This is a genomic window from Novosphingobium sp. NDB2Meth1 (genome assembly GCF_900117425.1).
Taxonomy (GTDB): Bacteria; Pseudomonadota; Alphaproteobacteria; order Sphingomonadales; family Sphingomonadaceae; genus Novosphingobium.
In genome coordinates this window covers 705,450-727,169 of sequence record NZ_FPEH01000011.1, presented here as the reverse complement: position 1 = coordinate 727,169, position 21,720 = coordinate 705,450, and the positions used below count along the sequence as shown (strand labels likewise).

Here is a 21,720-nt window from a genome sequence, read left to right as displayed (position 1 = left end):
TCAGGGCGCGAGGCGGGGAAGGGCGCTCCGGCTGGTAACCCGCGCGCCGAACAGGGCCACCATCGCCGCGAGACCGGCCTCCGCGTCGACATCCTGCCCGCAGACGAAGAGATCGACCGCGGCGACGTCATGTTCGGGCCAGGTGTGGATCGAGATATGGGATTCGGCCAGCAGCGCCACGCCGGTAACACCCAGCCCCTCGCCGAAGCCGTGGACATGGACGCTCAGGACACGCGCGCGTGCGGCGGCGGCGGCTTCGCGCAGTGCGGCTTCGATGCGGACCGGATCGTCGTAACCGGTGCCGCCTTCGAGGTCGGCGATCAGGTGCACGCTGGTGCCGGGAAGATGCGTCATGCGCCAAGGCTTTCGAAGGGATGGCCGAGGTGCGCTAGTGCCGCTTCCGCCGCCACCACGCCGCGATAATGCGCTTCCTCGAACAGCGAGAGGCCCGAGAGATCGGAATGCGCGAAGAGCAACGGTGGCTTTGCCGCGATGGCGGCGAGGCGCGCCGGATCGCTCAGGAACCCGGGGGCGGGGCTCACCATCGCATGGCCCCAGCGCCAGACGTCGATGCGCTCGATGGCGCCAGCAAGATCGGGGTTCATCGCAAGAAGGTCGTCCGCCACGATCCGCTGCCATTCGGCAAGCGGGCGCGTGGCCAAGAGCTTGCGGGACTGCGCGGGTTCCTCGCGGGAAAGCGCCATGTACCATGTGAGCACCGTCGGCCCGTCGCCCGCGCTCCCGCTCTGGTGCGTGGCGACGACATAGCCGAGGCTGTCGCTGCCGGTGGAGACGTTGTCCCACGCCAGCGCCGATCCCCGCCCGCGCGGCTGGCGGTTGACCGTGACATTGGCGACGACCCAGGGAGCATAGCGCAGCGCGCCCTTGACCGTTTCCGCAGGCGCGACGCGGGCGGCGACGAAGTGCGGCATCGCCATGATCACCGTGCGCGCGCGCCATTGGCGGCTCACCCCGGCGGCATGGTCGAACGCGGTGACGAGCGCGCCGCTATCGCCTTCGCGCACCACCGAGAACACGCTCTGGCCGGAGCGGATATGGGGCGCGACGGCCTTGCCCATCAGGCTGGCAAGGCGGCCGTTGCCTTCGGGCCAGGTCAGTTCGCGGTCCCCGTCGCCGCCAGCGGCCCAGCCGCGCCGTCCGGCGAAGTAGTGCACCCCGGCCCATGCCGAGATGCGCTCCGGCTCGGTGCCGTAATCGTCGCGGCAGCAATAGCGCAGATAGGCGCGCAGCACGGGGGAGGTGAAGCCGCGCCCATCGAGCCAGTGCGCGAAGGTCATGCCGTCGAGCGAAGTGAAGCGCGGATCGTTGCTCGAATAGGCGCGGGGGATGGCGAAGGCGGGCTTGCCGTCGGAGCCAACCCCCTGTCGGAAATCGGCCATCTCGCGGTAGAACCGGTCGCGTTGCGCGATGTCATCGGCGGTCAGGCCGCTCGCCGGATAGAGCCCTTCCTGCCAGCTGCCGCGCCACAGCAGGCGCTCCTCGAGATCCGCGCAGAGCTGGTAGGGATCATAGACCGGCGCGCCGTCCGCTTCGCCCACGATCATGCCGAAGCCCTGCAGCATGTGCCGCAGCGCGTGCGCCTCGCGGTTGGGAACCGGCAGGTAATGCGCGCCGAGCGGATAGGCGCTGACGGCATTGCGGCCCGAGCGCGCATTGCCGCCGACCGTGTCTTCCAGTTCCAGCAGCACGAAATCGCTGTAACCCGCGTCCTTGAGCCGCCATGCGGCCGCAAGCCCCGCCGCGCCGCCGCCCGCGATCACGATGGCCGCATCCTCCGCCTGCCCCTGCGGCGCCGGAAACCCGCCGTCGCGCACCCGGTGCCCGCGCTGCCAGTCGGCGCCGCCAAGCGTGCCGGGAAAGGTGGTCGGGGTGCAGCCCGGCAGCGCCAGCGCACCAGCGCCCGCCGCCGCGCCCTTGAGCACCTGCCGCCGGGTCGGCTCAGCCATCGTAGCGGCCCCATTCCTCGGCGAAGCTGCGCACCAGCGCCTGGTTGTCGAGCCGGTTCACCGGAGTCGGGCGGCGGGCCATGTCGGGCGGAAAATCGAACATCGCGCGCTCGCTCGCCTGGGTGAGAAAACGCAGGCCCGCCGGCAGGCGCACGGCATCGCCGGGGGGCTGGTGCGCGGCCATCGTGAAGCCCCATTCGCCGAAGCTCGGCACATAGGCGTGATAGCCGCGCGCCTTGAGCCCGGCCGCCTCCAGAGTGCTCGCCACCGTCCAGTACGAGCGCGGGGCGACCAGCGGCGAGGTGCTCTGCACGGTCAGCACGCCGGCGGGACCGAGCAGGCGCGCCACTTCGCGGTAGAAGCTCTCGGTATAGAGCTTGCCGAGCGAGAACTCGGTGGGATCGGGAAAGTCGATCAGGATCGCGTCATAGCGCCCGCGTGCCTGCCGCACCCAGCGGAAAGCATCGCCGTTCACCACCTGCATGCGCGGCGAACCGAGCGAACCGCCGTTGAGCCGCGCCAGCGACGGCTCGTCGCGGAACAGGTGCGTCATTTCCGGATCGAGATCGACGAGCGTGACATGGCCGACGCGCGGGTCCTTGAGCACCTCCCGCGCGGCCAGCCCGTCGCCGCCGCCGAGGATCAGCACCTCGCGCGGGTTGGCGACGCGGCCGAGCACCGGCCAGACCAGCGCTTCGTGATAGCGGTACTCGTCGCGCGTGGAGAACTGGAGGTTGCCGTTGAGATAGAGGCGCAAGTCCTCGCCGCGCCGGGTGATGACGATGCGCTGGTAGGGCGTGGAGCGCGCGTAGATCACCGGCTCGCCATAGAAGGCGACTTCGGACCAGCGCAGGATGTGGTCCGCCCCGGCGAGGCCCGCGAGAAGCGAGGCGAGCACGACAAGTGCGGCCAGCAGATCGCCTCCCACCCTCTGGCGCCCGCGCAGCACCACGAGCAGCGCGATGGCGACGCCGACATTGGCAAGCCCGAACACGAACCCGGTGCGGATCATGCCAAGGCGCGGCACCAGCACGAGTGGGAACAGCAGCGAGGCGATCAGCGCGCCGATGTAGTCATAGGTGAGGACGTTGGAGACGAGATCGCGGAAGGCGAAGCGGTAGCGCAGGATGCGGATGAGCAGCGGAATCTCGAGCCCGACAAGCACGCCTATGGCGACGACGAGGCCGTAGAGCGCGATGCGGAAATCCTCCACCACCGGGAACAGCAGGAACAGCCCGGCCGCCGACCAGCCGCCCAGCGCCGCGATCAGGATTTCCACGCGGACGAAGACGCCCATCTCGTTGCTGCGCACGTGGCGCGAGAGATAGCTGCCCACGCCCATCGCGAAGAGGTAGGTGCCGATGACGGTCGAGAACTGGGTGACGCTGTCGCCGAGGAGGTAGCTCGCGAGCGTTCCGGCCAGCAGCTCGTAGACCAGCCCGCAGGTGGCGACGACCAGCACCGAGACGAGCAGGATCACCGCCAGCGAGGCGGGTGCCCTATCCTCAGCCCCGCCAGCCGGGGCTTCCTGTTCAGCCATGCACGGCGGCGGCGATGATGTTGGAAATGCCGATGGCGACCGCACCCGCGAGCAGCGCCACCGCGACGTTCTTGCGCTCGATGATCTCGCGCCAGAGCTGGCCCGGCGTCAGCTTGTCGACCAGCACGAAGCTGACGATGAAGATGACAATGCCCAGCGCTGCGTAAAGCACCGTGGCGAGGAAGACGTCGAGGCTGATCATGGGCAGTGCTCCTGCAGGATAGAGGGGGCGGTCATTTGTGGGTGGGGCCGCGATAGGAACCGGACGACGAACTCGGGCGCTCCTCGTCGGAAAACGGCGTCCAGGCGAACCACGTGCTGATGGCCGAGGTCATCACCAGCAGCGCACACCAGGCGGTGAAAAGGAACAGGCGCTTGCTCATGTCAGCTGTCATGCCTCCACCAGAAAATCACGCCGGGCACGCTGAACAGCAGCGCGGCCATCAGCCAGAACATGCCCCACGAAAAGCCGCCGGTGCAGGAATTGAACCACAGCGCCACCGTCTCGCCCTGACCCCACGGGTTGGCCGGATCGATCGACCCCGGTGTCGGATCGCTGGGCCAGCCGTGCGCGCCTGCATCGACATAGACATCGTACGTGCCGCGCGGCACCTGCGAGATCAGCGTTTCCGCGTGATGGCTGCCCTCGCTCCACGGCCCGTCGCTGTCGGTTCCGGTGTAGAATTCGACGATCCCGTAGGCATCGATCGATTGCTGCGTCTGCCGGTTTACGAGGCTGTAGTCGAGATCGACCCAGCGATTGGTGAAGCTGTCGCTGTCCACCACGATGGTGACGAGCTGCCACGGCCGGCGCACTTCGATGGTGCCGATGCGGTGCGTGCTCGTTGCGGCCCCGACCTCGACCGTCGCCCGGCCATCCGAGCATGCGCGCGGGCCGCTCAGGAAGACCTGCACCATCAGGATCAGCACCAGCGAGGCGAGAGCGATGAGGAACATCTTGCCAAGGTCGTCCTCGGCCATGCCGGGCGCCTTGCGAAAACCCTCCGTCAGGTCAGGTCGCGGCGCGCGCGGCATGTGGCGCTGCTCGACCGTGAAGGCCTCTTCGACCCACTCGGCGGTGACCGGGATCAGCTGGGTCCACGTCACTTCATCCGCAGACGTCTCGCGCGAAAGCTGCTCGCGGCCATTGGCAAACGTCGCGCCCTGCACTTTGTCGCCGCGTGCGGTGCGCCAGTAGAACTCGCCGACGACCGTTGTGGTCTCGATCTCGGCATCGTCCTCCAGCGCGAAGGACCTGCCGCGCCATGAGACCGCGAGCCGGTCGTCCTCCGGGCGGTCGAGCAGCATCGTGCCGAACTGCCATTCGCCATCGGCGGCAACCAGCCAGCGATAGCCGGAATAGGGATTGAACAGCAGGAACTCCTGCCACAGGGCACTCCCGCTGCGGCGACGGAGCGCACCGATCACTTCCCACTCCACATCGAACAGCGTGCCGCGCGCACCGGGCGGAATCGCGAAGTTCTTCGCGGCGCGGCGATAGGCGGTTATCAGGCGGACGTCCTCGTGCGCCACATCGAGCAGCGAACCGCAGTAGCGGCAGGCGAGCGTGACCGTGTAGCCCGCCGCGCGGATCTCGATGGTACCGCCGCAGGAAGGGCAAGTGATCGCGCGCGCGGTGGTCACGCCAGTGCCCTCGGGATGCTCCAGCCTTCGATCTGGCGCAAGTTGGCGGGTTTCAGGCCCGCGAGATTGCTCCACACGCCGAGCCATGCCGTGGTGCCGTCCGCATCGCGCTGGACCGAGAGCGCATCACCCGCGGCATTGCGGAAGTCGACGTTGGTCATGGTCCAGCCGGGCAGGGTGGGGAAGGGCAGATCCCCCTCGCTGCCGAGGCAGGTGGCTTCCTTGATGTCGGTCGCGGTTAGCCACTTGCCGTCCGCCTTCACCGTGCAGTCCCGCGCCATCGGGTTGCCTTGGACGAAGTTGAAAATCGCCGGCACGCCCAGCACGCGCGGATATTCGCTGGTGAGCATGTACATGCCCATCGCCTCGCCCAGCCAGAACGCGCGGCCGTCGGCGGCGCGGAGGAACCATTCGTTCCACGATCCGTCCGTCCAGCCCCAGCGCACGCGCCCGACGACGGTGGCCGCTATGCCATCGCGGTTCACCACGGTGCCGATCTGGATCGGCGAGACATCGGCCGGCAGCACGGCCACGGTGCCGACCGCCTCCAGGCTCCCCGCCTCGCCGCGCCGCACCAGTGTCTGGCAATAGGCGCAGGTCGAGTACGGCAAGCCGGGATCGCGCACAGGCAGCGCCGCCCCGCAGGAAGGACACGTCAGGTCTGCCATCCCCCCGGACCTTGCAGCCCTAGCGGATCCGGCCGAGCAATTCGGCCTTCTTGGCGTCGAACTCGGCCTGGCTTAGCGCGCCGATGGTGACGAGCTTGTGCAGCTTCTCGATCACCGCGATGGGGTCTTCGGCAGGCGCGGCTGCAGCGCCAAGCCCCTGAGCCATCGCGCCGCCGAGCGCGGTGGCCGCTGCCATCCCGGCGCCGATCCCGGCCATGCCGCCATCGTTGCTCGCCGCGTCCCCGAGCGCTTCGGCGGCCTGAAAGCGGGTGTAATTGCCCAGATCGCCCAGCACGCGCATCGAGCTCGCCTTGTCGAGATGCGCCTGCACCTCGTCGGGCAGCGAGATGCTCTCGACATAGAACGACAGGCACGAAAGCCCCCACTGCGCGAAGGCCTTGTCGACCTCCAGCTTGATGCGGTCCGAGAGCGCCTGCTGGTTCGCCGCGAGATCAAGGAACGGCACGCCGCTGCTCCCCAGCGCAGTGGCGATGGCGGTCTGGATTGCGGCGCGCAGCTGCGGCTCGAGCGATGTGGCAGTCACGCCCGGAAGGGTGCCGAGCACGCGTGAGACGAAGGGCGCGACTTCGTTCAGCTTGAACGAATACGAGCCAAACGCGCGCAGCCGCAGCGCGCCCAGCTCCACATCGCGCACGGTGATCGGCTGCGCCGTGCCCCACTTGAGGCCCGCCTGCTCCTTGAGCGAAAAGAACACGACATCGGACTTGAATGGCGATTTGAAGCCCTTGTCCCAGTTCATCAGATTGGTGAGCAGCGGCAGATTGGCCGTATCGAGCGTGTGCAGGCCCGGTCCGAAATAGTCCGCCAGCGTGCCTTCGTTGAGGAACGCCGCGATCTGGCCTTCGCGCACCGTGAGCTGCGCACCGTGCTGGATCTCGTGATCGGCGAACGGCACGCGCCAGGCGAGATCGCCCGGCTGCTCCAGCCATTCGATGACATCGACGAACTGCTTCCTGAGAAAATCGAACATGGGCCTCGGCCTTTAAATCGGGATGCCGCAATGTACTCCGTTGTCAGCGTCCAGCAATGATACCTTACATTATCCCGGCCATAACCTGCGCTTTGCCCCGCGCCTCTGGCAAGCGATGGCGGCAATACGCGCGGGCGCAAAAAAAGCCCCTCCGGTGAGGGAGGGGCTTTTCGCAAGTTCGGAAGATCAGCGGCGGATCAGTGACCCCCCGCCAGCGCCGCGAGCAGAAGCAGCGCGACGATGTTGGTGATCTTGATCATCGGGTTCACGGCCGGGCCCGCGGTGTCCTTGTAGGGATCGCCCACGGTGTCGCCCGTCACCGCGGCCTTGTGGGCTTCGCTGCCCTTGCCGCCGTGGTGGCCGTCTTCGATATACTTCTTGGCGTTGTCCCATGCGCCGCCGCCCGAGGTCATCGAGAGCGCGACGAACAGGCCGCCGACGATCACCCCGAGCAGCAGCGCGCCGAGCGCGGCAAAGCCGTTCTCTGCGCCCGCGACCCAGGTGATCACGAAGTAGACCACGATCGGCGCGAGGACCGGAAGCAGCGAAGGAATGATCATTTCCTTGATCGCGGCCTTCGTCACGAGGTCCACCGTGCGGGCGTAGTCGGGCTTCGAGGTCCCTTCCATGATCCCCGGATTGTTGCGGAACTGGTCGCGCACGTCGACGACGACGTCGCCCGCCGCGCGGCCCACCGCCGTCATGCCCATGGCGCCGAACAGGTAGGGCAGCAGCGCGCCCAGCAGCAGGCCCACGATCACGTAGGGGTTCTCGAGGCTGAAATCGACATGGAGCGCGGGGAAGAACTCGCGCAAGTCGGTGGTGTAGGCGGCAAACAGCACGAGCGCGGCAAGGCCGGCCGAACCGATCGCGTAGCCCTTGGTGACGGCCTTGGTGGTGTTGCCCACCGCATCGAGCGCGTCGGTCTTCTCGCGGACCGAGTCGTCGAGACCCGCCATTTCGGCAATGCCGCCGGCGTTGTCGGTGACCGGGCCGTAGGCATCGAGCGCGACGACCATGCCGGCAAGTGCGAGCATGGCGGTGGCGCCGTAGGCAATGCCGAGCGGGCCGGCGAGCTTGTAGGTGATGATCATCGAGGCGACGATCGCGAGCGCGGGAAGCGCGGTGGCTTCCATCGAGATCGCGAGGCCCTGGATCACGTTGGTGCCGTGGCCGGTGACCGAGGCCTGGGCAATCGACTTCACCGGGCGGTAGTTCGTGCCGGTGTAGTACTCGGTGATCCAGATGATCAGGCCGGTCAGGACGAGGCCGACGAGACCCGCGTAGAACAGCATGCGCCCGTTGAAGCTGTAGTCGTGCCCGAAGGCCGAGTAGCTCGTGGCCGCTTCCATGTCGCCATGGAGCGCATAGCTCATGGCAAACCAGATTGCGGGGATCGAGAGCACGGCGGTGACAAGGAAGCCCTTGTACATCGCGCCCATGATGTTGTTCGTGGCTCCGAGGCGGACGAAGTAGGTGCCGATGATCGAGGTGACGATGCAGACGCCGCCGATCAGCAGCGGGATCGCCATCAGCGCATCGAGGTTGGCGGCGTTCTTCACCAGCAGCGCGGTCATGATCATGGTCGCGCCGATGGTGACGACGTAGGTCTCGAACAGATCCGCGGCCATGCCCGCGCAGTCACCCACGTTGTCGCCCACGTTGTCGGCGATCACGGCGGGGTTGCGTGGGTCGTCTTCCGGAATCCCGGCCTCGACCTTGCCGACGAGGTCGGCGCCGACGTCGGCGGCCTTGGTGAAGATGCCGCCACCCAGACGCGCGAAGATCGACACCAGCGAAGCGCCCAGCGCCAGCGCGGTGAGCGCGGTGACGACGACGCGGCTGTTGGCCGGCTCGCCCGCAATCGCGGTGAGGTAGTGGAAGAACACCGCGATCGCGAGGAGCGCGAGGCCCGCCACGAGCATGCCGGTGATCGCGCCCGCGCGGAACGCCAGCGTCAGGCCGGCCTGCAGGCCCGACTGCGCCGCAGCGGCGGTCCGCACGTTCGAACGCACCGAGACGTTCATGCCGATGAAGCCTGCAACGCCCGACAGCACCGCGCCGATGACGAAGCCGATGGCCGAAACGGTGCCGAGCGCCGCCGCGACGATCACGGCGACCACGACGCCGACAATGGCAATCGTGGTATACTGGCGCTTGAGGTAGGCCTGCGCGCCTTCCTGGATGGCGGCGGCGATTTCCTGCATGCGGGCATTGCCGGCGGGCGCACCGAGCACCTGCTGGCTGGTCACGAAGCCGTACACGACGGCCACGAGCCCGAGGATTATGGCTAGTATGGTCAAACTCACGTCAGACACCCCCTTATTTTCACCGGCATTTTCACCGGTACCCGTCGTTCGCGGGTCGGGGCGGGAGGCTAGTGCATAATTTTCGCACGGCAAGCCTTTGCGTGTGAAAATTCAGCCATGTTCGTAGCCAAGTTGGCCGGAAAGTGGTGCGCCCCCAAGAAGAAGTGCGGCAGGGCCTGCCGGAAGCACGCTGCCGATGCGGTGGGCAGGGCAGGGCGGGCTGGCATCCGGCGGAAGCGTAAACAGCAATTCGTAGTCATCACCCCAAGCCATCGCGTCCCGCGCGCGCTGCGGTGGGAGCCCGGCGGGGAAGGGGATCAGCGCAGGATCGAGCGAGACCGTGGCGCCGCTGGCCGCAGCCATGCGCGATGCATCGAGCAGAAGCCCGTCCGAAACATCCATCATCGCGGTGACGAGCGGCGCCAAGGCGCGGCCTTCGGCAAGGCGCGGGACAGGGCGGCGGTAAACAGATGTGTCGGTAGAAGTGTTACCAGCGCTGAGGGCCTCGAAACCCAGCATCGCGGCGCCGACGGGGCCGGTGATCCAAACAGAGTCGCCGGGCCTGGCGCCGCTGCGGCTCGGCACCGGCCGGCAGGTAGCGCGGCCCAGCGCGGTAAGGCCCAAGGTCTGTGCGCCCGGGTTGCTGACGGTGTCGCCGCCAAGCAGTGGCACAGCGAAGTGCGCCAGTGCCTCGCCCAGCCCTTCCGCAAAGCGGGTGTTGTCCTCGGCAAGGCTGTAGCCCAGCAGCACACCGATGGGCTCGGCGCCCTTGGCCGCAAGGTCGGACAGGTTGGTGGCGAGGAGCTTCCACGCCACGTCCGCCGGGTCTTGCCCCGCCAGCCAGTGGACGCCCTCGACCATCATGTCGTGGGTGAGGATGAGCGTCTCGCCCCCCACTTCCAGCACCGCGCAGTCGTCGACAAGGCCGCGTGCCGCCGGGTGCGAGGCAAGCCCCCGCAGCGCGGCGATGAAGGCGGCTTCGGGGGTCATTCCTGCCACTTCCTGGTCCCAGCCTCCCCCCACACCCAATTCCCGCTCATGCTGTGCCTGTCGAAGCATGCTGGCGCGGCGTATGCGGCCACACCCTTCGACAAGCTCAGGGTGAGCGGGGGTGTGGGGGAGATTGGCAGCACCCGGCCTCAGTCCCCCGTAAACACCGGCGCGCGCTTTTCGAGGATCGCGTTGACGGCTTCCTTGTGGTCTGCCGTCTCGTGCACGATCGCCTGGAACGCGGCGGAAAGCTCGAGCACGTCGCCCGCGCGGCCATGCTGTGCCTCGCGCAGCAGGCGCTTGGTCAGGCGCAGCGCGCGGGGGCTGTTGGCGGCGATTTCCTCCGCGAGGGCGATGGCCTTTTCCATAAGCTGCTCCGCCGGCACCACATCGCCGACAAGCCCGATGGACTGCGCATAGGCCGCGTCAAACGTCCGGCCGGTCAGGAACAGTTCCGCCGCCTTCGAATAGCCGATGATCTTCTGCAGCGTCCACGCGCCGCCATCGCCGGGGATGATGCCGACCTTGATGAAGCTCGCCGCCATCTTGGCACTGTCCGCCGCGACGCGCAGATCGCACACGCAGGCGAGGTCAAGGCCGAGGCCGATGGCATGGCCGTTGATCGCCGCGATCATCGGCACTTCGCAATCGAGCATCGCGCGGGTCGCGCGCTGCACGCCGCGGCGGTAGTTCGCGGCGGTCGAATCGGGCTGGTCGAGCGGGCCGATGCCCTTGCGGTCGCGGATACCCTTGATGTTGCCGCCGGTGCAGAAGGCGCGGCCCGCACCCGTCAGCACGATGGCGCTCACCGAGCGGTCGTTGGAGAGGCGGAAGAACGTGTCGACGATATTGTCGCAATCTTCCAGCGTGCCGATGGCGTTCATCGATTCAGGCCGATCCATGGTGAGGATCGCAACGCGCCCGCGGCGCTCTTCGTGCAGGAACGGGGTGGTCATCTTGGCTACTCTCCCTTTTGCCCTTCCGGACGTCTCCACTAGCAATCTTGCGATTGCGATGGCCCGCGCGCTGCCATAGGGATGCCGCCGATGCAAATATTCCCGCTCCATCCGTTTCGCCCCGAGGGCGATATTCCCGCGCTGCGCCAGCAGGTTCGTGATCTGGTTGCGCAGCATGAAAGCCGCTGGCCCATCGAGCTGCGCGCCAATTGCTGGTTCAGCTTCGACGAGGAATTCTCGAAGGCGCTAGGGCAAGCCGGCCTCCTCGGCATGACCTGGCCCAAGCAGTACGGCGGCCACGAGCGCACCCTGCTCGAACGCTATGTTGTGCTCGAAGAGCTTCTGGCCCTCGGCGCCCCCGCTGGCCTCCACTGGATCGCCGACCGCCAGACCGGCCCGCTCCTCCTGCGCTACGGCACCGAAGCGCAGCGCGAGAAGTACCTCCCCGGCATGGCGCGCGGCGAGATATATGCCTGCATCGGCCTGTCCGAACCCGGCTCAGGGTCAGACCTTGCGAGCGTGCGCACCTCCGCGAAAAAGACCAACGAGGGCTGGCGCATCAACGGCCAGAAGGTGTGGACCAGCGGTGCGCACAAGAGCCACGCCGCGCTCACCCTGCTGCGCACCGAGGAAGGCAGCGAGCGCCACACCGGCCTCTCGCAAATGATGATCGACCTCGATACGCCGGGGATCACGATCCGCCCGATCATCGATATGACGGGCACGCACCACTTCAACGAGATCTGGTTCGAAGACGTCCTCCTGCCGCACGATGCGCTCGTTGGCGTGGAAGGCAACGGTTGGAAGCAGGTCGTCGCCGAACTCGCGCTCGAACGCTCGGGGCCGGAGCGCTATCTCTCCAGCCACATGCTGCTCGTCGCGCTGATCGACGCGATGGGGCCGGAGCCCGATGCGCCCACCGCGCAGCTGATCGGCCGCCTCACCGCAGAGATGTGGACGCTCAGGCAGATGTCGATGTCGACCATCGCCAAGCTGGCGGCGGGCGAGGACCCGGTGGTCGAGGCCGCCATCGTCAAGGACCTAGGCAACGCCTACGAACAGGCGCTGCCGCGCGCGGTGCAGGCGGCGGTGGATGCGGACCTTGCGGGGAAGAGCGACCTCTCGCGCCTGCTTTCGTGGATTCTGGTGGCGAGCCCGAGCTTCTCGCTGCGCGGCGGCACGCCCGAAGTGCTGCGCGGGATCATTGCCAAGGGCCTCGGCCTGCGGTGACACCTTCGCCACACCCCGTTCGTCCCGAGCGAAGTCGAGGGACCGCTCTCCCCCGTCCGTTCGTGTCGAGCGAAGTCGAGACACCTTGCGCGGCGTGGGTCGTTCTCGGCTTCGCTCGAACAAGTCCCTCGACTTCGCTCGGGACGAACGGGGTGGGTTTGATGCATTTTTCTCCGGGACAAAAGTGATGAGCGACAACCGTACACTGCTGACCGACATGGCAGCCGGCCTGTTCGCCGATCTGGCGGGCAAGCCTTTCGATGTGGCCTGGCCGCAGGTGGCCGAGGCGGGGTTCTCCACGCTGCTGGTGCCCGAGGATGCGGGCGGCTTCGGCGGAGACTGGGGCGACGTGCTCGCCGTGCTGCGCCTTGCGGGCCTCAACGCGCTCGCTGCGCCGCTGGCCGAGCCGGTGATCGCGCATTATCTGCTGGCGAAGGCGGGGATCGCCGCGCCTGAGGGCCTGATTTCCATCGCCGCGCCCGGCAGCCGCGTGCCTTATGGCCGCCATGCCGCCGCCGTGGTCCATGTCGCGGATGGCACGCTCTCGCTCTACCACGCCGATGCCTGCGCGTTCGACGAAGGCCTTTCGCCTGCCGGTGAGCCGTGGGACGGTGTCACCTTCACCGGCGCGGCTGCCGCAACGGCGGCCTGCGACATCGACCTGCAGGCCCTCGGCGCCTTCGCCCGCGTCGCGCAGGCTTCGGGCGCGCTCGAGGCGGCTTTCACGCTCGCCATCGATCATGTGAACACCCGCGTCCAGTTCGGCCGAGCGCTGGCGAAGTTCCAGGCGGTGCAGCAGGCCATGGCGGAATTCTCCGAGGAAGCCGCCGCGGTGGACGCCTCCGCCGCCGCCTGCGCCGCCGCGCTGGATTACGGGCACGCCAGCTTCGAGATCGCCGCGGCCAAGCTGCGCATGGGGATCGCGGTCGACCGCGCCGTCCCCATCGCCCACCGCATGCACGGTGCCATCGGCTTCACCATCGAATACGCCCTCAACCACCTGACCCGCCGCCTGATGGGCTGGCGCAGCGAATTCGGCGGCGACGCCTTCTGGGCCGAACGCCTGGGCAAGCGCGTCGCCGGCCTCGGCGGCCACGGCCTGTGGCGCGAAATGGCAGCGCGCACGGACCGCCTCGTCGGCTAGGGTCCGATAAGCATCTTCCCGTCACCCCGTGCTTGACACGGGGTTTGGCTGTTCTTCCAGCGCCGCGCCCGAGAAGAACAGCCAAGGCCCGTGTCAAGCACGGGCCGACGATGCTTTATGATGTAATAGGCCTGTCAGGCCCGCTTGCGGCCAAACCCCGCCACGCGCGGCGGCATTTGCGGGCGGGCGGGTTCTTCCGCCTGCGCCTGCTGCTCCCCGCGCCGCGCCAGATAGCGGGCCATCACCGCATCGGCATCGAAGTCGCTCGGCTCGGCCTCGTCGGCCATGCCCTGCGGCACGGCGCGCCCCGCCGCCGCTTCGCCCGCCCGGTTGCGCAGCATTTCCATATGCGTCATCCGCGCCATGATCGCCGCCTTGTCGGCATTGAGCAGGTTGAACGGGATATTGATCGACGAAAGCCGGCGGCCATCGGCGGCGTGGCTGATCTGGATCGAATGCTGCCGGTTCACCGGAATGAAGCCATAGATATACTGCGTGAGCGTCTCGACCTCGATCGAGGCGACCTGCCGCCAGTCCAGCCGCCGCTGCGCGCCGATGGGATAGAGCGTGATCTGCCGCTCGTCATACTCCACCGCCCGCAAGTCGCCGAACACCCGCGCCAGCCGCCCGATCGACATCAGCGGCCCGCCGACCAGCAGAATGGCGCCCAGCACCATCCCGAACGGCCCAAAGAAAAAGCACCCCAGCCCGACCACGGGCACGAAGAACAACAACAATGCCCCGCTGAGAACAAGCCTTTCGCGGCTGTAGTAGAGTGTGGTCATGACGGTCCTCCGCCGGAAAACCTCGCATGCCATTGGTTACGATCGATTTAGCATCCGCCGCCGACATATTTTGATACGTCCGGTTTGGTGTTCTTGGGGTGGGGCTGGGCGGGCACGGGCCTTGGCACGAAATGGCGGCGCGAACGGATCGGCTGGTGGGGTGAGTTGAAATCAAGTCGTGGCGACGATCACGTGGAATCGACTTTACCAATGGCTTCTTGGTTAACTAAGGTCGAACCCATGACGCTTTCTTGACTGCCTTTTTGCAGCACCTGCTGCGGCGCGCTGTACACGTCCAATACCCAAAGCTTCTCTATATGCTGGATGGACTTCCCAAAGAAGACCATCATCAGTGTTTCTGCCGTCTGTTAGAAGTTCTGGTCGTTCCTCATAGCGAGTGAAGTCGGCATTTCTGTTGTTGCCTTCGTGATCTCGACGGCCAACTACAAATCCAACTTTATACAAAAAGTGAGCTAGTTGCAGTGGGTATCTGTACGGTGCTCCATCTAGATTTGGGATGTTGTTAGCGCCAACAAGATTTATGTAATTAACAGCAATTTGGGTAAGCAAATCACTAGTTGTGTAGCGAGCTGGACTATTTGAGAAAGTTTCAATGAGTTTCTCGAGTCCTGAATACTGATGATTATGCTCTTTGTATATATCATTAAGCCTAAGTCTGCTATAGGTTTTTTCGCTATTATTTATGTCAATTTTGTTTATGACTGAAACCCGTCTTTGGGCGGCATTCATTCCCGCGAGTCTGCAAAGTTGAGACATCCACCGCGGGCGCCCAGCCGAGAGTATATGAATCGGTCTAAACGGCGGTACGAAGCTATTGCCCCATTTCATTCTTGGTTCAAATGCTATTTCAAGAATTTTGTCTGCATCAACTTTATAATCACGAATCCCTGTTAGTTGCGGTAGTGAACCCCTGCGTTCAAGATAAGAGAAGATTTTCTTGCATAAAATAACTTTGAGTTCTGGCGCTGTCCATTGAATGTCTGATACGTATTGCTCACACTTGTCCAAATCTTCATTGCTGCGAAGCGCGCTCCATACGTCAGTGCGGACTGACACGCGAATTGAAAGCCCCTTGACCTCGCGAACAACGGCACGGCAGGCGGAAAAGAAAGTTGAAATTAGGGCGCGTTGATCGGGTGAATCAATATACGTTGAATCAATATCATCAACAAGAAGCCAGACCTGGCGCGCCGAGTTTGATTCAAGGCTTCTCCTAAGTAGTTCTTCATGATTTTTATATTCTTTAGTAATTACTTCGATTGGTATCTTGGAAGATTTAATTCGCTGTAGCAAAGAACCTACGATGTTTCTTTCTTTGAAACCTGCTACTTCAGCACTTTCGACTAGTGCCATGTTGGTGTCGGAAAATGCAAAGCCGAGCTCTGCTCCAAGTGCATAATTTATTCTTGCGCAAATAACTTTTGTCCAGTAATTTTGAAGCTGCAAGAAATTTGCATTATCTGGAGGATTCATCAGTCCTATTAGTTTTGCGCCAGTTATATTTATAATAATTGGACGGTTAATATCTTTTGACAAATCGAAAGCGAGCTTTGAGATAAGTGCGGATTTTCCCATTCCCTTTCTAGATCTTGCCACGCAAAATGGCTGGGTACGGGAGAGGAAATTAGAGAATGCGGGTTGATCGACGAAATATGAGCTCAAAACATCGGGTAGCTCATCCTCTCCGGCATCATTTCCGAAGAGTGTACCGTCTGTGAAATCTACCAAGGGCTTTTGTGCTCTTACTACGCCTGTCATTTGGTGCCTCCATTCATTGCAAAGCTTAGAGTGGGCATCAGTCTGAATCAATCTTCATGGCCATTCGCTATGGTAAATTGTGCGTTCGGCCCTGCTTTGTTGTATTTAAGGGGCCTGCGCTTGAGGGGCTGCGGTATGTTCAAATGAGGGGGTAATGGACGAATGATGGTTCGTCGTGTGCCGCCAGTAGTTCTCCACCACCATCCCTTGACCCCACCCCCTGCACCCCTTAATCGTCCGGTTAAACGAACGCATTCGGGAGTCGGAAGTCATGGCCACAGCCTATATCGTTGATGCAGTGCGCACCGCCGGCGGGCGGCGCGGGGGGCGGCTCGCGGGGGTGCACCCGGTCGATCTCGCCGCGGCGACGCTTGATGCCATTGTCCAGCGCACGGGGATCGATGGCGCGGCGGTGGACGATGTCGTCATGGGCTGCGTCTCGCAGGGCGGACAGCAGGCGGGGCAGGTGGGGCGCAATGCCGTCCTCGCCGCGCGGCATCTGCCGGATTCGGTCCCGGCCGTCACCATTGATCGGCAGTGCGGCTCCTCGCAGCAGGCGATCCAGTTTGCGGCGCAGGCGGTGATGTCGGGCGTGCAGGACATGGTGATCGCCGCCGGCGTCGAGAGCATGACGCGCGTGCCGATGGGCTCGACCGCGATCTTCCACATGAAAGAGGGCCTCGGCAACTACAAGTCGCCGCAGCTTGAAGAGAAGTATCCGGGCATCATGTTCTCGCAGTTCATGGGCGCGGAAATGATCGTGAAGAAGCACGGCTTCACCAAGGACCAGCTCGATCAGTTCGCGCTCTCCAGCCACCAGAAGGCGATTGCCGCGACTGTGGCCAATGCTTTCGCCAACGAGATCGTGCCGATCGCCATCGAGACGGCGGACGGCCCGGCCACGCACACCGTCGACGAAGGCATCCGCTTCGATGCGAGCCTGGAATCGATCGCGGGCGTCAAGCTGCTCTCGCCCGAGGGCCTGCTGACGGCGGCCAGCTCCAGCCAGATCTGCGACGGCGCGAGCGCGGCGCTGATCGTTTCCGAAGCGGCGCTCAAGGCCCACGGCCTCACCCCGCTGGCGCGCATCCACACGCTGACGGTGACGGCGGGCGATCCGGTGATCATGCTCGAGGAACCGCTCTTCGCGACCGACAAGGCGCTCAAGCGCGCGGGCCTGAAGATCGACGATATCGACCTCTACGAAGTGAACGAGGCCTTCGCCTCGGTGCCGCTCGCCTGGCTGAAGCACACCGGTGCGGACCCGGAGAAGCTCAACGTCAACGGCGGCGCGATCGCGCTCGGTCACCCGCTTGGCGCTTCGGGCACCAAGCTGATGGCGACGCTGCTCAATGCGCTGAAGGCGCGCGGGGGCAAGTATGGCCTGCAGACGATGTGCGAAGGCGGCGGTGTCGCCAACGTGACGATTGTCGAGATGATGTGATTGCAGGTGCTCGTTTCCCTCACCCCGTTCGCCCCGAGCGAAGTCGAGGGGTGGTTCGAGCGTAGCCGAGAACCTGCGGCGTGTGAGGCCTCGGCTTCGCTCGGCCTTGGTCCCTCGACTTCGCTCGGGACGAACGGGTTTGGTGTGGTTGATTTTTGCGATTTCAGGAGAGAAATGCCATGAAGCTTGATAGTTCGATTTCCGCCGTCGTCACCGGTGGCGCCTCGGGTCTCGGTGCCGCCACCGCGCGGGCGCTGGCCGCCAAGGGCGTGAAGGTCGCCATCTTCGATCTGCAGAAGGAAAAGGGCGAAGCGCTCGCGGCCGAGATCGGCGGCGTGTTCTGCGAAGTGAACGTGACCTCGGACGAGAGCGTGGACGCCGGCTTTGCCAAGGCGCGCGCGGCCATCGGGCAGGAGCGCATCCTCGTCAACTGCGCGGGCACCGGCAATGCGATCAAGACCGCCAGCCGCAGCAAGGAAGACGGCTCGATCAAGCACTTCCCGCTGGAGGCCTTCAACTGGCTGATCCAGATCAACCTCGTCGGCACCTTCCGCTGCATCGCCAAGTCCGCCGCGGGCATGATGACGCTCGATCCGGTCGACGAGTTCGGCGAGCGCGGCGCGATCGTCAACACGGCGTCGGTCGCGGCCGAGGATGGCCAGATCGGGCAGGCGGCGTACTCGGCTTCGAAGGGCGGCGTTGTCGGCATGACGCTCCCCATCGCGCGCGACCTGATGAGCGAGGGTATCCGCGTCAACACGATCCTGCCGGGCATCTTCGATACCCCGCTGCTCGCCGGCGCGCCGCAGAACGTGCGCGATGCGCTGTCGGCCTCGGTGCCGTTCCCCAAGCGCCTCGGCGTTCCGGCGGAATACGCGCAGCTGGCGCTGACGATGATCGAGTGCGGCTACTTCAACGGCGAGGACGTGCGCCTCGACGGTGCGATCCGCATGGCGCCGCGGTAAGTTGGAGGGAAAAATAGGGACAGTCCCCGAGAAAAAGGGGGACAGTCCCTATTTTTGGAGAGGAAGAGCCAAATGGCCGATTATTCGCAGATCCAGCTCGATGTGGCTGACGGCGTTGCGACGCTGACGCTCAATCGTCCGCACAAGATGAACGCGTTCACGCGCACGATGATGGACGAGATGGTCTCCGCGTTCGACGAGACCGACGCCGACGACAGCGTCAAGGCGGTGATCGTGACCGGCGCGGGCGACAGGGCCTTCTGCGCGGGCGCGGACCTGACGCCCGACAACGGGGCGCGGCCCTTCTCCGATCCGACCGAAGTGGCGGACCTCTCCGACACCCGCGTGCGCGACAGCGGCGGCATGCTGACCTTGCGCATGTTCAATTCGCAAAAGCCGGTGATCGGCGCGATCAACGGCGCGGCGGTGGGCATCGGCGCAACGATGCAGCTGCCGATGGATATCCGCCTCGCCAGCACCTCGGCGCGCTTCGGCTTCGTGTTCGCGCGGCGCGGGATCGTGCCCGAGGCGGCCTCGAGCTGGTTCCTCCCGCGCCTCGTCGGCATGAGCACCGCGCTCGAATGGTGCATGACGGGCCGCGTGTTCGGCGCGGAGGAAGCGCACGCGGCGGGCCTCGTCCGTTCGCTCCACGCGCCGGAAGACCTGCTGCCCGCCGCCCATGCGCTGGCGCGCGAGATTGCCGACAACACCAGCGCTGTTTCCGTTGCGATGACGCGCGCGATGCTGTGGCGCAATTCGGCGACGCCGCATCCGATGCATGCGCACCGCGTCGACAGCCGCGCGATCTATCAGCTTTCGCGCGGGGCCGATGCGAAAGAAGGTGTGGCCAGCTTTCTGGAAAAGCGCGCTCCGGCCTACCCGGGCCGCGTTTCTTCCGATATGCCGGGGTTTTACCCGCGGTGGGAAGAACCGGTCTGGGAATGAAAGAGCAGACGAACGTGGCAAGTGCGGGGGAAACCGGCGGGGAGCAGGCCGGCGCAAGGGAACTGCTTCTGGAAACCGCCTCGCAGATCATGCGCGAGGGGGATCAGGTCGATATCTCGCTGTCCGAGCTGTCGCTGCGCTCGGGGCTCAATTCCGCGCTCGTGAAATACTACTTCGGCAACAAGGCCGGGATGCTGGGCGAACTGCTCGACCGCGACATGGTGGCGATCATCAAGTCTGTCGAAGCGCTGCTGGCCAAGGATCACATGAGCCCGGAGGCCAAGCTCAGGCAGCACATCGCCCGCTGCGTCGATACCTATTTCGCGTTCCCCTATCTCAACCGCCTCCTGATGCGGCTGGTGCGCGACAGCGATCCGTCCGAAGCGAAACGGATTGCCGACAAGTACCTCATGCCGCTCAACAAGGCCTATGACCGGCTCATCAGCGACGGGGTGAAGGCCGGCGTGTTCCGTCCGATCGATCCGCAGCTGTTCTATTTCACCGTGACGGGCGCGGCGGACCGGTTCTTCTCGGCGCGGCTCGTGCTGCGGCACTGCTTCGATCAGGACACGCTGACCGAGGAACTGCGCGACCGCTACCGCGAGCATACGGTCGATTTCATCATGGCGGGTATTCTGGCGCGGTGACCCGGGCGGTGGCAGGCGGAGTCATCTTTGCTTGCGCGGCGCGGCGGCTGGCCTAGAAACAGGGTTATGTCTGACGCGCAAACCCGCCCCGAGAACACCAGACTGTCTGATTTCATACCCTACCGCCTTGCGATCACGTCGAACGCGGTCAGCAGCCTGATTTCAGGCGAGTATCACAGCGAGTTCGGCCTCAAGATCCCCGAGTGGCGGATCATGGCGGTGCTCGGCGATGCCGGACCGCTGACGCAGCGCGATCTTGTCCGCGCGACTCTGATGGACAAGGTGGCGGTCAACCGCGCCTGCAAGATGCTCGGCGAACGCGGCCTCGTCGCGCGCACACCCAACGATGCGGACGGGCGCTCGCACCACTTGTGGCTGACCGATGAGGGCCGCGCGATGTACGACCGCATCTGGCCCAACGCGTTCTCGACCTACGAGAAGATCTTTGCCGCGCTTTCGGCCACCGAAACGGCGAAGCTGAGGGCGCTGCTCGACAAGCTGTTCAACGCGGTGCGCACCATCGAAGGGGAGAGCCCATGAAACTGGCAAGCCTGCCGCAGCGGCGCGACGGCCGCCTTATCGTCGTGTCTGATGATCTCGCGTGGTACGCCGATGCCGATCACATCGTGCCGACCCTGCAGGGCCTGCTCGACGAGTGGGACCGCTACGCGCCCTATCTCGAAGCGCTGTCGATAGAGCTGGAACACGGCGCGATCCCGAGGAAGCGATTCCACGAGCGCGAGGCGGCGGCGCCCTTGCCGCGCGCGTTCCAGTGGGCGGACGGCAGCGCCTACGTCAATCACGTCGAACTCGTGCGCAAGGCGCGGGGGGCGGAACTGCCGGCGAGCTTCTGGACCGATCCGCTGATGTACCAGGGCGGCAGCGACGATCTGCGCGGTGCGCGCGATCCGATCGCGCTCGCGGACGAAAGCTGGGGCTGCGATCTCGAAGCCGAGGTCGTGGTGGTGACGGGGGATGTGCCGCAGGGCGTCTCCGCGCAGGCGGCGCTTGGCCACATCCGGCTGGTCGGGCTCGTCAACGATGTCTCGCTCAGGGGGCTGATCCCGGACGAGCTCGCCAAGGGCTTCGGCTTTGTCCAGTCGAAGCCCGCCAGCCATTTCTCGCCTGTGTTCGCGACGCCGGACAGCCTCGGCGCCGCGTGGTCAGGCGGCAAGCTGCATCTGCCGCTGCATATCGACGTCAATGGACGGCCGTTCGGGCGGCTGGCGACGGGCGAGGACATGACCTTCGATTTCGGCCAGCTGATCGCGCATCTTGCCAGGACTCGGCGCATCGGCGCGGGTTCGATCATCGGTTCCGGCACGGTCTCGAACCGCGATGCCGATGGGAAGGGCGATTACACCGCGGGCCGCCCGGTGCGCGAGGGCGGGCGCGGTTATGCGTGCATCGCCGAACAGCGCATGGTCGAGACGATCCGCAGCGGGGCGGCGGTCACGCCGTTCCTGAAGCACGGCGATACGGTGCGGATCGCCGCCAAGGATGCCAAGGGTCACGCCGTGTTCGGCGCAATCGAGCAGACGGTGGTCAAGGCTTAGGGAAGAACCCCTCCGTCAGCCCTGCGGGCTGCCACCTCCCCATTTGTCCCGGCGGGAAAAATGGAGAGGGCCTTTCTCCCTCCCCATTTTTGCGAAGCACAAATGGGGAGGTGGCCCGCCGCAGGCGGGTCGGAGGGGTATTTCTACCCCCCCATTTCGC

General features: G+C 65.3%; 21 protein-coding genes. 8 read left to right on the top strand and 13 right to left on the bottom strand.

Annotated features, from left to right (window positions below):
- From speD to NDB2M1_RS03705, 11 genes are all read right to left on the bottom strand, one after another.
- Positions 1–354, bottom strand: a complete 354-nt coding sequence (gene speD / locus NDB2M1_RS03750) for an adenosylmethionine decarboxylase (protein WP_072379615.1) — start codon at positions 352–354, stop codon at positions 1–3.
- Positions 351–1,967: an NAD(P)-binding protein gene (locus NDB2M1_RS03745; RefSeq protein ID WP_072379613.1), complete on the bottom strand. Its 1,617-nt coding sequence runs from the start codon at positions 1,965–1,967 to the stop codon at positions 351–353. Before NDB2M1_RS03745 ends, speD begins: the two co-directional genes overlap by 4 nt.
- On the bottom strand, positions 1,960–3,507 hold the full coding sequence (locus tag NDB2M1_RS03740; protein ID WP_072379611.1) for a polyamine aminopropyltransferase: 1,548 nt from the start codon (positions 3,505–3,507) through the stop codon (positions 1,960–1,962). The genes NDB2M1_RS03745 and NDB2M1_RS03740 overlap by 8 nt, the downstream gene beginning before the upstream one ends.
- Positions 3,500–3,709 (bottom strand): DUF350 domain-containing protein, encoded by a 210-nt coding sequence (locus tag NDB2M1_RS03735; protein ID WP_054122382.1) that lies wholly within the window; start codon positions 3,707–3,709, stop codon positions 3,500–3,502. Before NDB2M1_RS03735 ends, NDB2M1_RS03740 begins: the two co-directional genes overlap by 8 nt.
- Before the next feature lie 31 nt (positions 3,710–3,740).
- Positions 3,741–3,890: a hypothetical protein gene (locus NDB2M1_RS22555; protein ID WP_171955310.1), complete on the bottom strand. Its 150-nt coding sequence runs from the start codon at positions 3,888–3,890 to the stop codon at positions 3,741–3,743.
- Position 3,891: 1 nt separating this feature from the next.
- The gene (locus NDB2M1_RS03730; protein ID WP_072379609.1) at positions 3,892–5,151 is read right to left on the bottom strand and encodes a DUF4178 domain-containing protein; all 1,260 of its coding nucleotides are present in this window, start codon (positions 5,149–5,151) and stop codon (positions 3,892–3,894) included.
- Entirely contained in the window at positions 5,148–5,819 is a 672-nt protein-coding gene (locus tag NDB2M1_RS03725) for a DUF4178 domain-containing protein (RefSeq protein ID WP_072379606.1), read from the bottom strand. Before NDB2M1_RS03725 ends, NDB2M1_RS03730 begins: the two co-directional genes overlap by 4 nt.
- A gap of 19 nt (positions 5,820–5,838) precedes the next feature.
- Positions 5,839–6,810, bottom strand: coding sequence for an SPFH domain-containing protein (locus NDB2M1_RS03720; protein ID WP_072379605.1), 972 nt, complete (start codon positions 6,808–6,810; stop codon positions 5,839–5,841).
- 197 nt (positions 6,811–7,007) lie between these two features.
- The gene (locus NDB2M1_RS03715; protein ID WP_072379604.1) at positions 7,008–9,119 is read right to left on the bottom strand and encodes a sodium-translocating pyrophosphatase; all 2,112 of its coding nucleotides are present in this window, start codon (positions 9,117–9,119) and stop codon (positions 7,008–7,010) included.
- Positions 9,120–9,230: 111 nt separating this feature from the next.
- Positions 9,231–10,109: a thiamine-phosphate kinase gene (thiL, locus tag NDB2M1_RS03710; protein WP_072379603.1), complete on the bottom strand. Its 879-nt coding sequence runs from the start codon at positions 10,107–10,109 to the stop codon at positions 9,231–9,233.
- A gap of 149 nt (positions 10,110–10,258) precedes the next feature.
- Positions 10,259–11,065, bottom strand: coding sequence for a crotonase/enoyl-CoA hydratase family protein (locus tag NDB2M1_RS03705; protein ID WP_072379602.1), 807 nt, complete (start codon positions 11,063–11,065; stop codon positions 10,259–10,261).
- Positions 11,066–11,155: 90 nt separating this feature from the next.
- On the opposite strand from NDB2M1_RS03705, the gene NDB2M1_RS03700 reads away from it, so the two are divergent.
- Positions 11,156–12,295 (top strand): acyl-CoA dehydrogenase family protein, encoded by a 1,140-nt coding sequence (locus NDB2M1_RS03700; RefSeq protein WP_072380101.1) that lies wholly within the window; start codon positions 11,156–11,158, stop codon positions 12,293–12,295.
- A 187-nt stretch (positions 12,296–12,482) separates the two neighbouring features.
- Entirely contained in the window at positions 12,483–13,439 is a 957-nt protein-coding gene (locus tag NDB2M1_RS03695) for an acyl-CoA dehydrogenase family protein (protein WP_072379600.1), read from the top strand.
- A gap of 134 nt (positions 13,440–13,573) precedes the next feature.
- Here the strand turns inward: NDB2M1_RS03695 and NDB2M1_RS03690 are convergent, their stop codons facing one another.
- Both NDB2M1_RS03690 and NDB2M1_RS21930 read right to left on the bottom strand, forming a co-directional pair.
- Positions 13,574–14,224, bottom strand: coding sequence for a hypothetical protein (locus tag NDB2M1_RS03690; protein ID WP_072379598.1), 651 nt, complete (start codon positions 14,222–14,224; stop codon positions 13,574–13,576).
- 222 nt (positions 14,225–14,446) lie between these two features.
- A complete protein-coding gene (locus tag NDB2M1_RS21930) occupies positions 14,447–16,003 on the bottom strand; it encodes a P-loop ATPase, Sll1717 family (RefSeq protein ID WP_143146601.1) in 1,557 nt (518 codons plus the stop codon).
- Between the two features lie 271 nt (positions 16,004–16,274).
- On the opposite strand from NDB2M1_RS21930, the gene NDB2M1_RS03685 reads away from it, so the two are divergent.
- The 6 genes from NDB2M1_RS03685 to NDB2M1_RS03660 all read left to right on the top strand — a co-directional run bounded on the left by NDB2M1_RS03685 (position 16,275) and on the right by NDB2M1_RS03660 (position 21,560).
- On the top strand, positions 16,275–17,447 hold the full coding sequence (locus NDB2M1_RS03685; RefSeq protein WP_072379596.1) for an acetyl-CoA C-acetyltransferase: 1,173 nt from the start codon (positions 16,275–16,277) through the stop codon (positions 17,445–17,447).
- A 179-nt stretch (positions 17,448–17,626) separates the two neighbouring features.
- Positions 17,627–18,412 (top strand): SDR family NAD(P)-dependent oxidoreductase, encoded by a 786-nt coding sequence (locus tag NDB2M1_RS03680; RefSeq protein ID WP_072379594.1) that lies wholly within the window; start codon positions 17,627–17,629, stop codon positions 18,410–18,412.
- Between the two features lie 72 nt (positions 18,413–18,484).
- Positions 18,485–19,357, top strand: a complete 873-nt coding sequence (locus tag NDB2M1_RS03675; RefSeq protein ID WP_072379592.1) for a crotonase/enoyl-CoA hydratase family protein — start codon at positions 18,485–18,487, stop codon at positions 19,355–19,357.
- Entirely contained in the window at positions 19,354–20,004 is a 651-nt protein-coding gene (locus tag NDB2M1_RS03670; RefSeq protein ID WP_054122075.1) for a TetR family transcriptional regulator, read from the top strand. The genes NDB2M1_RS03675 and NDB2M1_RS03670 overlap by 4 nt, the downstream gene beginning before the upstream one ends.
- Before the next feature lie 66 nt (positions 20,005–20,070).
- Positions 20,071–20,544: a MarR family winged helix-turn-helix transcriptional regulator gene (locus tag NDB2M1_RS03665; protein WP_072379589.1), complete on the top strand. Its 474-nt coding sequence runs from the start codon at positions 20,071–20,073 to the stop codon at positions 20,542–20,544.
- Positions 20,541–21,560: a fumarylacetoacetate hydrolase family protein gene (locus NDB2M1_RS03660; protein WP_054122073.1), complete on the top strand. Its 1,020-nt coding sequence runs from the start codon at positions 20,541–20,543 to the stop codon at positions 21,558–21,560. The genes NDB2M1_RS03665 and NDB2M1_RS03660 overlap by 4 nt, the downstream gene beginning before the upstream one ends.
- Positions 21,561–21,720 lie beyond the last annotated feature (160 nt).